The organism is Saliphagus infecundisoli (assembly GCF_020177375.1).
Classification (GTDB): domain Archaea; phylum Halobacteriota; class Halobacteria; order Halobacteriales; family Natrialbaceae; genus Saliphagus; species Saliphagus infecundisoli.
The window spans coordinates 19,900-30,900 of sequence record NZ_JAIWHV010000037.1 but is presented as its reverse complement, the minus strand read 5'-3'; the positions used below and the strand labels follow the sequence as shown (position 1 = coordinate 30,900).

At 58.1% G+C, this 11,001-nt stretch carries 7 protein-coding genes; 1 reads left to right on the top strand and 6 read right to left on the bottom strand.

The features are described 5' to 3' along the window. Positions 1–166 precede the first annotated feature (166 nt). On the top strand, positions 167–640 hold the full coding sequence (locus LCF40_RS20950; RefSeq protein WP_224830092.1) for a nucleotidyltransferase domain-containing protein: 474 nt from the start codon (positions 167–169) through the stop codon (positions 638–640). Positions 641–1,163: 523 nt separating this feature from the next. Here the strand turns inward: LCF40_RS20950 and LCF40_RS20945 are convergent. From LCF40_RS20945 to LCF40_RS20920, 6 genes are all read right to left on the bottom strand, one after another. Further along, positions 1,164–1,655 carry a hypothetical protein gene (locus LCF40_RS20945; protein WP_224830091.1) on the bottom strand — a complete coding sequence of 164 codons (492 nt, stop codon included), beginning with the start codon at positions 1,653–1,655 and terminating at the stop codon, positions 1,164–1,166. Positions 1,656–1,811: 156 nt separating this feature from the next. After that, a complete protein-coding gene (locus LCF40_RS20940) occupies positions 1,812–2,018 on the bottom strand; it encodes a hypothetical protein (RefSeq protein ID WP_224830090.1) in 207 nt (68 codons plus the stop codon). A 659-nt stretch (positions 2,019–2,677) separates the two neighbouring features. Next, complete coding sequence (locus tag LCF40_RS20935; protein WP_224830089.1) at positions 2,678–4,222, bottom strand: primase-associated protein; 1,545 nt, start codon at positions 4,220–4,222, stop codon at positions 2,678–2,680. A 5-nt stretch (positions 4,223–4,227) separates the two neighbouring features. Beyond that, the gene (locus tag LCF40_RS20930; RefSeq protein ID WP_224830088.1) at positions 4,228–5,130 is read right to left on the bottom strand and encodes a bifunctional DNA primase/polymerase; all 903 of its coding nucleotides are present in this window, start codon (positions 5,128–5,130) and stop codon (positions 4,228–4,230) included. Positions 5,131–5,236: 106 nt separating this feature from the next. Next, positions 5,237–9,952 (bottom strand): hypothetical protein, encoded by a 4,716-nt coding sequence (locus LCF40_RS20925; protein ID WP_224830087.1) that lies wholly within the window; start codon positions 9,950–9,952, stop codon positions 5,237–5,239. Beyond that, complete coding sequence (locus LCF40_RS20920; protein ID WP_224830086.1) at positions 9,949–10,500, bottom strand: hypothetical protein; 552 nt, start codon at positions 10,498–10,500, stop codon at positions 9,949–9,951. Before LCF40_RS20920 ends, LCF40_RS20925 begins: the two co-directional genes overlap by 4 nt. Positions 10,501–11,001: the final 501 nt, after the last annotated feature.

Genomic DNA, 11,001 nt, shown 5'->3' with positions numbered 1-11,001 from the left:
CGCGATCGCCGGGTAACTGAGCTCGGTTCTCTTTGTTGTCGACGGGTCAATCGATCTGTCGCAGCGTGCAGCGGTATCTTCAGCTGGCGCCAGGAGAACCGGTGAGGCGGAATTCTTAGACAGGCTCGTAGACTTATCAAAATGCTCTCGTAACATCCACTCAAGAATGCCTACACTTGATGAGCGATACCTGAATGTGATTAAAACGCTTTCTACGACGCTCGAAGGCCGTTCCGTGGTATGGGCACTTACGGGCAGCACGAGTTTCGCGCTACAGGATGTTCCCCTCACTCCGAATGATATCGACGTGCAGACGACCGAAGACGGAGCCTATGCTATCGAAGAAGCCTTTTCAGAACAGGTTGTTGAACCTGTGTCGTTCTCCGAATCAGAGACGATTCGCTCACACTTCGGGGTTGTCGAACTTGACGGCATTCGTATCGAGATCATGGGTGCAGTACAGAAACGCCAGCCTAACGGGAGATGGGAACCCCCGGTTGACGTTACTGATCACCGCACCTTCGTTGATGTTGAAGGTATTTTGATTCCCGTACTCACACTCCGGTATGAGGCGAGTGCCTACGAACAGATGGGGCGGTCAGAGCGGGCCGCCATACTAGCGAAACACGCCGAAAACTGATTCCCCGAACAGTCAATACGCACTCCAAAGTGACACCAGATTCTCGAACGGGCAGTGTGGAAATAAGACAACCCATCTCGGAGTACACACTACGGTGAGGGCGCTTCGAAGCGGAAACAAACACACGGTTAGGGAAAGCCCGGCAGCGCAGCGACCGACTTTGGAGGGAGCGAGCAGTCCCGGACCCTGGAGGTGGGTGGGTGATCGTGGGAGGGCGGTGTTGTGCTGTGCGGTCACCCTCTGCCGAGAGACGTGTGTCTCCCGTCGCTTCCAACCCCGTTCATGGTCGACTCTGTCTGGGACTTCATGGTCGCCGAAGTGACCCTCCATCGACTCTGAGGGCATAGATCCACAGCGCTGGCACTGATACGTGACGGGGACTGCCTCTCCCCGGCCAATTGAACACGCCACCGTCCGAACCTCCTCACTCCCACAGTTCACGCACCTCTCTGTACTCTCTCCTGACGAGTGGATGACGGTCATACCTGGAGATAGAACTCTCAGTCGAGGTGGGCTCCTTGAGTCAGTCCCTGAAAGGGTTCCGAACGAGAGCACCTAGCGAGTCGAGCCACGTCCGTACTTGCACCCGGATCGCCCGCCGCAGGTCCTGCTTGAGGACGGCCACCTCCGAGTAGTACGATCGCGCTCCCGCTGGCAGTTCGTGGAACCGCTTGCTGCACCCAACGCAGGTGTACTCGAACTCTGCCCGCACGCGATTCTGATGATGCTCGAGCTCACCGCCCTCGCTGTAGTGAAACTCCTCGTAGACGAGTTTCTTCGAGACGAACTCCCGGCAGTCACAGCGCGGACACTTCGTCATCTGTAGTGGTTCGTCTGCCACGCCTCGTGGTCGTGGCTCCCGACCCCTCGTGACGTCGTCCGGGTTGGACTGCTTCCGACCGTCCGGTCCTGGCTCGTCCCCTTCCCGAACCCACTCGTCGAACTCGTCGCCCAGCGCACTCTCGGTTGCGTCCTCCGATTCGTCGTCTGACTCGTGCCGATCACTCCAGCTCATGATTCCTCTACCCCTCTCGGGGGACGACCGACACCACCGTGCAAGTGTACATCCAACAGCCTGCGATCTCACCAGCCCCGCCTCGAAGCGCATTCCTCGAGCCCGCCACCCGTCCACTCTCCCATCCGCTGCGTCACCCTTACTCCCCCCCTCTACCTACCCCTTCTCTTCGTTATCTGCTATCTGATACATCCACCGCTCATCCCCCGCGTTTCTGTCGTCCTCCTCACCATACCTCTTCTCCAGTACGACGCCTCTCTCCACCCCCATCCTAACCATCCTGTTCTCCCAGCCGGCTACCCACCTTGTCTGCACCCCTCTTTGCCTCCCTCTTCTCGCTCCTCTCACCTTGTCTCTGACCACGCCATCTTTCCCCACCCTTCCCTCTCACTCCTTCTTACGCATTCTGATACATCTTTCCTCCTCCACCTCTCCCACCGTCCGCTGTTCGCACCCCGTCGCGCACACTTCTATTTCTGCATAAAGGCCCATTCCTTTGGACGATTTTCCTTTGTGCAAAGCCGATTTAACGGATGGAGAATGGAGAAGAGGCCCGTCGCGCGTTTCTAAGGCCGTTTCAATACGCGCGACGAAACCGGCAATTCGTGGAAAGAAGCTAAAAACGCGCGACGAAGGGTTGAAACTGGTGAAATTGCCACTTTAGACGGTGTGGAGACAATAGAAATATATTTTCAGAAGGTCAATTAGAAAGTTAGTTATCGGTCTGAAACCCCTCAAGTCGGAAATATACCGGGTACGACGCTCAGAAAACGCGCGACGTGATATAGTCGAGGCATTATTACATGATATTAATATTTTACTCAGTGAGGATATAAATGGTAGAGTGGCCGTTCATAGATCAGGCTGGACTGCTTCAAAGAGCGGTCAAGAGAACTGAACGAGTGTCCCAATTGTCCCGGTATCTCATCCGTATAAATCGTGGACTCAATAAGTGAAATATATTTCCCTTTTCGAATGATATTCGATCCGTTTTTGCAGCGAAATGAGTGGGGAAAAGCGTCTCAAAACCAGTCGTCGTTTCCATCTAGCTGATCGTACATATCGTCGGGAAACGGGAGGCTGCCGTAGATCGAGTAGGGACACTGGTCCTGCCCGATACAGTATCGTTGCATGTCGTCGTTATCGCAGTTCATCGGGAGGGGCGTTGTGCCCTCGGGACCGATCCCCCGCTCTCCGCGACGGGCTTCATATTTGATTTGGTACTCGGTGATTTCGGGATCATGCCACGGCCAGCGGCTGAAGAGATTCTGGAGATCATCGATGGTTTCCTCGAGAGAGGCATCTTGATACTGGGGGAGCCACATCACCATCCGGACGATGTTGAAGAGGTCTTTCCGGACTGGTTTCTCTTCTTGCAGGCGTTCATCCAGAGCCGCCAGGCATGGCAGTTCAAACAGGTCTTCGAGATCGTCGACTTCGATTGGGCGCGCTCCGCTACTCGAATGGGCGATCTGGTAGGTGTTGACTCGGCCACTCCGCTCGATCGTAATCGATTGGTGGGACTCGTTGTTCGCGAGGGTTTTCGCGACACTCCGGTGGTTTGAGAGCTGCCGGAGTTGTGCTTCCTCGCCGTTGGTCTCGGGGTCGTAGGCTTCGAGCGCGTCGTAGAGTTCTTTCGAGGTGTGAAATTCGCCGACCTGGATGTTCGGACTGGCGCTGATCGCGGATCGAAGGAGCCGCACGAGACGTTGCCCCTGATCCCAGTTCTGCCAGAGCTTCTCGTAGTGACCGCCACGAATTGCTCGTTCGATCCGGTCGCTGATCGCTGTTTCGTTCGCTGTGAGCCAACTGCGTTCGTCCTCGCCCAGCTCGTCTTCTTGGACCGAGCGCAAGCTGGAAAACCCGGTTTCGGCGTACTCCTGATAGTCTGTCTCGAAGTCTTCGATCGGGATGTATAGGCTGTTATTCGCGAGCTGTGTCCGAATCTCGCCGGTCTCTTCGGCGCTGGTTGCTTCGTCAGTTGTCCGCGTAAGGCAGGCCCGTGAAGCGGCTGCCATCGGGATTTCGATGTAGAGAGTGTCCTCTTTGAACTCGTCGTCGAACCCGTCGGTGCTGGACTGGGACATGGTGGTGACGTCGGTACAGACCCGCCCCGGATGTGGCCCGTCTTCGCTGGGAGGCTTCCCGTAGAGGACTTCCGCAATGTCTTGATAGAGCGTGGGATCGTCGTACTCGCGGATGAGCGACAGGAGGTTGTTCGCGAACAGTTCGCGGATGTGATGGATGACCTGATTGCGCCGCACGGGCGTGTTTTCGAAACGAAAGTGTTCCATCACGCAGATCGTCCCAATGGTCGCGAGCAGGACGAGTGTCGCGGGCCGATCGACGAACGATCGCTCGAGGGTTCGTTCGCGTTGGGCTGGTTCAAACGCGCCGGTCACGAACCGCTCGACGTCCGAAAGCACCGTCTCAGGATCGGGTTCGCCGTCGACGAGGTAACGATCGTAGCCCCGGGCGAACAGCTGGACGATCTCACTCGTCGTGTACTGGGTCGGAATGGCAGCGATCAGGTACGCGTCTCGTGTGGTGTTGCGTGGGTCAACCATTGTGATCACTCGAGGAACTGCGGCTGGGCGTCCGTTCGTGGGTCGAACACCCGGCTCTTGATCGGTTGAACGACTCGACACACCTCCGTGTGCAGCGAGTAGGGAACCCGGAGCAGACGGCTTCGGTCGGCAGTCACGACGGGATCGATTGGGATTTCGTAGCGCTCGATCAGGTAGTCGTTGAGCACTTCGCGACTCTGTTCGTCGTAGTCGTGTTCGGGCTCGTCATCCACGAGGTAGACGTGGACGCCTTGCCCCGAATAGACGATCATCGTATCGAGGGCGCTCAGTTTCGTTCTGAAGATTTCGCGCGTTTGAAACCCATACTCGATGGCCTGATCAAGGTCCTCGAACGCGTAGGGATAGCCCGCGGGATCGGCCGCTTTGATCCCCGATTCTGCGAGCAGGACCTCGGTGCGGGAGCGATCGTCGTCGTGGGCGTCGATCTCGGCGTCCTTGAGTTCTCGTTCGGCCCGTGCTTTGGCGATGTCTTTCGCGTCGATGTCGACGGCGAGCACCCAAGGGCGCTCCCAGTTGTCCAACCCGTAGTAGACGCCTGCTGACACGGGATCGGATTTCACGAGAAGGTCGGGATCGGCGAGGGCGTACTCGCTGTCTCCGAAGGGATCGTTGCGTGCGGGGGCTTGAATGAACGACAGAACGTCCTCGAACCCGTCGAAATTTTGTGCTCGCCGCTCGCCAGTCGAGTCCGTCCGCCACGTCGATCGCCGGACAAAGTCTCGATCAGGCCGCTCATCTTTGCGGATCGGATGGCGATCCCGAAAGCTGAGGCCGAACTCTTTCGGTCCAGTTGCTGTGATGAACTCCGGAAGTTGATCCGTGTACCCGGGGAACTCCTGGTCGTAGTAGGCGTAAATCTCGTCTCGGGTCGCTTCTCTCCACGTCATGGTCCTCTTATCGTGATCCCGCACCCAGCGAATAGCATGTATTGAGAGATAGACGCTGAACCACCGCCCCGCTCCGAACTGAGGCGTCGGTGTAATTCGAGGAGTCTCATTCTTCGAGTTGTTTTTTGATCCGCCGGAACGTTTGGATGGTCGTCAGGCCATCTGCGTCCAGTTCGTCGACTCTCTCTTGGATTTGTGCAAGCGAACGGGCTTCCCGCCCACGTATTCGGCCTGCAATCCGATCATGATCGGCAAGCAGGTTAACGATGTCTCGAGCATCATCACGCAAGGGGAACGCCCACACTGCGTCGGCATCGACAGCAGCCATCTTATCGTAATCATCCGCTACTGCGGGTGGATTATTCGACGTCATTTCGACCTCACCAACCCATATGAGATTGTCATCAGCATCGAATCCAGCGACGTCGAATATCCTTGCAGAATCCTGCTGGTAATACCGCTCAGCGCGCTCGACGTCCTCTTGCTCACTCAACCACTGAAACAGTAGTTCCACACCGACTTTGTGAGGTGTCTTTTCTCCGAGATCGCCTGTCCCGGCTTCAGCCGTGAGCGTCTCGCCAAGCAGTTCCCGGCCCTCGGGAAGCACTGTATAATACGGTCGGCGGTCGACTTTCGATTTCTCGAGGAGGTTCTGTTCGATCAAGACGGTAGTGTCGAGCCCATCAAGCCCCTCTTTGAGCTCGTCCATCCCATTTAACAGAGAGTAATCGTCTAACTCCCGGTTCATCGCAGCCAGAACACGTTTCAGGAACCTTACGTCATCGCGAGAGAGGCCCCGTGCTCGAAGCGTCTCGTCGTCGATCGCGCTGGTATCCGTCTCCTCATCGCGACCCCCGAAGAACGAACTCCCCGCTGCCTCCTCCGGCGACTCGTCGTCACTCTCGCTGTCATCATCTCCCGAGTTGGCGTCTTCGTTGTCCCCGATCCCCTCGAACGTCGTCTGTTCCGGCGGGTCGTCCTTCTCATCACCTGCGTCTGCGCCCTCAGACGAAGCCGCCGGCGTGTCCGACTCGGGATCCGGCTCTGCATTGAGCCCCGGTGTCCCCGCTTGCTCTGGTTCGGACTCTGAGTTTGCTTCCGGTGTCGGTCCCGATGTGTCGTCTGGTGCTGGCGGCGGTCCAACGCTGCGTTCGCCTTTGGCATCGCCCCACCGCGACCACTCCAGGGTATCCTCGTGTTTCGGCACGTCAAGGCCGTACGTCTCGTCAGTCCGTTCGATGACCTCCGGCAGTATCTCCTCGTCGAAGCGTTCCTGCTCGGCCTCAGACAGCGGGTCGTCGCTCTCGGGATGGCCGCTGATGATCGGCAGCGAGTGCAACGTCAGTGGCGCTGGTCGCTCCTCGCCGAACTGCGGGCTCGCGAGCTTCGTGAACCACTCGCCCGACGCGATCCGATTGTTCCGATTGCGAACGTCTTCAACCGATAGGTCGTCGTGGGTGAACGTTTTCGCAAACCGATCCGTGATCGAGATATCACCCACGAGCTTCGTATGCACCTCGGTCAGCAGTTCCTCGTACGCCCCGTTACCATCATCCCAGCTTCGGACCTGTTCGGGATACTGCATCACGAATCCCATGCTCAACCCCGACGACCGGCCTTTCGGGAGGAGTTGATCGGCAACCAGTTCGGTCGCGATGAACGGTGCTGCTTCCTCGATAATGACGTTCACCACGTGGTCGGACGACGGCCGCTGTCGGTGCTGAATCGAGTGCCACAGATCACTCAGCAGGATAGTTGTCAACCCCCGCTGGGCGTCGAGCGTGAGGTCGCCGGTATCGAACAAGACCGTCACGTCCTCCTCGAGAATATCGCGGAAATCGAAATGGACGTCCTGTTCGTGAAAGCCATAGAGAGGATCACTATCGGCCTCTCGGCCGGGTTTGTGTCGCAGCATCCAGTGGAGGTGCCGGTCCTCTTTCAGCCGGTTGAGTCGATTGAGCACCGCACCCATTGTCGTGTGGAACTGGTGATCCTCTTTTTTGAACTGATTGGCTAACGACTTGTGGATATCTCCGTTGATCTCCGAAACGTCCGGTAGTTCTCGATTCTGCTGCATTCGCGTTGCGGCATTGACTAGATCGTCCAGCCCGAACACGTCATCACCGTGGACGGGATCGAACAGTGCATAGATGAGGAACGTCAGCACTTCGTTCGCGACGAACGCCTGTTCGTGACGGTCCGCCCCCATGATCATCCGCATCAGCGCGTGGAAGTGGTCGGCCTTCTCCTTGACTGCCGTCTCCCGATCGTAGCCGGCATCGAGCGCGGGTCGAAGGTCGAAAAACGAGACCGCTGGGAGTATTTCAGGCTCGCGGAAGTAGTAGACGTCTTCGAGGCTCCCGTACTTCTTGTAGTGGCCCATCAGGTAGTTAGTACACATCCCGTCGCCTTTCGGCTCGAAGAGGATGTTCGGCCCCGGCGTCGTCTCGGTGAGCGAGAGTAACATCCGGTTGACGAGTTGGCTTTTCCCCGCCCCAGTCGTCGCGCAAATGAGCCAGTGGCGCGTCTGGAGAGCTGGCGGTAATCGAAGCGGCCCATCAACGGAACTGGTGGGGTCCTCGCCAAGTGCCATCCCCGTCGTGTACTGGCGGCGCTGAGCAGCATCTAGACCGGGAAGTGTGGTCCGACTTTCGGGATTCGCGTGGGTTTCCTTAGTGGCCTCATCAGTGAGATGTTCGGTACTCGGCACGATGATCGTGTTACAGAGTTCGTTCGGATCGAGATGGAGATCAGGCGTCGAGCGACCGAGACGCTTGCCGGTCACCACGTCGCGATCGAGAAGCCGATTGAAACAGCGCCGCGAGTACGTCTGGCTGCGGCGGGCAACCAACCCTTTGTCGTACAGGTTCTCGCTCTCGATCGAGTAGAACTCTCCTTCCAGGGGGTCAAACACCGTGCTAATGGTTCGGAGCGACTGTTTGAGTTTAGATGTATCGCTGCTGGCTGATTTCGGCGGGACGGTCACCGCTCGCAGGTTGACCGTGAACCTATGGCCCCAATCCTCGGCGTCAAGCTCCTCGATGAAATCCTGATCGGCTTTCGAGATCGGTTGGGATTCCCGGCGGCGGCGCTCCTCTTCGGGTTCGGGGCCATAGATGGCGTCGTTGATTGCGTCGTTGAGGCCCCGACTAATTTTCTCCCCCCACGTCTCACGCTCGCCTTTAATCAGTTCGACACGTTTGTTTCCACGATGAGTCGCATCCGGCTCACCTTCGAAGGCGGCTTGGAAGACGATGGGGTGGTCAGTCGTTGCGAAGTGGTCGATCAGCACGGTCAGCGGCGCATGTGAGAAGTCTTTCGTGAAGTCCTCGTCGCCCAAATCCTCGTTGAAGCGCCTGATCGGCGTCATCGGATCGCCACTGCCCGTCCATCGCAGGCTATACGGTTCGCCCTCGTCCGGGTGGGGTCGGGCGAGAACGCCCTCACCAGTATCAACGGGCGTCTCGAGGCCGAACGTGAGTGATCCCCGATCGCGGTTCTCCGCGTCCTCTCGCGCACGCAACGCATCAAGATCGACACGCGGGAGCTGCATCCCGAGGGGCGTTGCGCTCCCGGTTGTCCCCGTCCCCATATCAGTATCGTCACCACTGACGTAGCCACGGATCACGCCGCCGTCAGCGGCGGCTGGCTGATCCCCATTGCCGTGAGCGCGAGCGAGTGCATCGGCTTCCTCGGGCGTACACTGGACCGTGCCGTTCGCGAGCGCGGTCTCGAACTCGTCGTACGTATACTGCTGGGGAGTGACGAGTTTTTCGGCGAGATCGACCGTCACCCGCTCGAGTTCGACCGTCTCTGGATATACGGCTTTGAGACGGTCGTAGAGCGTCCCGAAGTGTTGATCAGTCGTATAGTAGAACTCGATCGGTGCGTCAGTCCCATTGCTGTAGATGGTGAACTCAAACGTAAGCGGGTCGGAATTGGAAAACGGATTCACTCGCTGCCAGCGGGAGCCGCCCTTGCGATCGAGATTGTGCAACGTACTGATCTGGCTCACGATATCCGCTGGGACCCGTTCGCCCGTCGATGGAACGACCCGCACGTACTCCTGTCTGCGATCGAGCGGGGAGTCAGTGCTCACCTCGAGGTCGAGGACGATACCGTGAACCGCCGTCGGATCCGGAATCCCTCGGCAGTAGACTTCTGGGATATTTGATATGAGCGTGCTGAACGTGACAGTTCCATATGAGAGCAGCCGACCGATGATCGATTGCTGGCAGGCCGTGTCGACAACCCGCTCGAGTGAGAGTTCGGTGAATCCATCCTTTCGGATGCTCCATTTCCGAACGTAGAGTTTCTCGGTAGTAAGAACGTAGTCGGTCCGAAGCGCTCGGACGGCCGGAAGTGCTCCGATCGTGACACCCGTGAGGCCTATGAGAAGCGGGATCACGCTAAGCCACCACAGCGGGATCACTGCAGTGTCCACTATCAGCCCGATCTCGACCGGCGCGAGCCCAACGAGGTTCGGCCCGGTTGAGTAGCCAGCGATGCTGGTGGTTGCGAGTGCGACTGCAAGCCCGACGACAAGGACCGCGGCTGCGTACGCCCAGAGCCCACCCCGGATCAGCGGGCTTCCAGTCCACTGGACGTTTAGCTCGTCAACCGCTGCGATATCGTTATCTTCCTCAACGATCCATCCGAGCTGAGCAGTGTCGGCAGCCCCATCCACAGGTTCGTCGTCAGTCGCTGACTCGTGCTCTGTGTCGTCTTCGTCGGACGGGTCAGTCTTCGAGCCGGATTCGATGTTGGTGTCAACGGTCGTGCGGTCTGGGGTCGATCGGTCGTCGACTGGTGGATTGCTCATGTTTCTTTCACCTCATCGGCGGAGGGAGCGTCGTGGTGGCGACGCTGCTCTTGCAAATAGTCGGCAAGCGGCCCGTCGTCGGAGTGCCGATAGTCGAGGATAGTCCGTTCACGCGGAGTGATCTCGACTGACAACTCCCGCCATTGGCGATACTGTCTCGAGATTCCCTCCGCTCCTGGCAATGCGAGAAGGCACTCTATAGTAGGGTCTCTGGGTGTTGGGTCGGCGAGAAGTCCAGCTCGTGCAGCATCGTGTTCTTCGAACCCCATGAACTCTAATGCTGCTGGTGGGACGCGTGCCGAACGGAATGCCTGGATCGTCCCACACAACCGCATGACTTGACTCATGTGGATGGCTCTGTTCTCGATGGTCGCAACAGCCTGGGGCTCGGCCACAAGCCAGAACACCGTCTTCGAGGTAGGCACTTGATCAAGCAGTCTGCGCAACGGGAGTTCAAGCGACGAGTTCAACAGAAAGTCATTCACGTCATCCATTATGACCAGTGTCTCCCCACTGGTGTTCCGGAACGTCCGTCGCAGCTTACTCATGAGCCACTCACCGATAGCGATCCCAGTGAGCCCTCTGGGCCGGGGAGCGATGTCAATATGAATCACCCGTGGCTCACACTCACCAGTAGTGAAGCGCCACCGAGCCGGGATCGGACTGACAAACGATTCGAGGCGTCGAACCCCGAGAACCGAACTGAGCGGCAGCGCAAGGCGGGTGTACAACGACCGACCCACCCCCGGCCAGAGATACCGTCCTTCGTACAATTCGGTGATACCACGATAGTCGATACTCCGTGATGGGCTTCCGCCAGTATAACAGATGACAACTGACCGAGACGAATCACCACCGAGCCACTCAGCTGCCGCCCGTGCAACACCAGTCGTCTTCCCCGACTTCTCATCGCCGATTGTCAGGATATGTGAATTATTCTCACCCCCCTGTCGACTGAACGGATCAACACGAACAACCTCGCCAGTATGCGGGTCGGTCCCAAAGTTGATTCCTCGCCCCGACGTCGAACGATCTGGGTCAGCACGCGA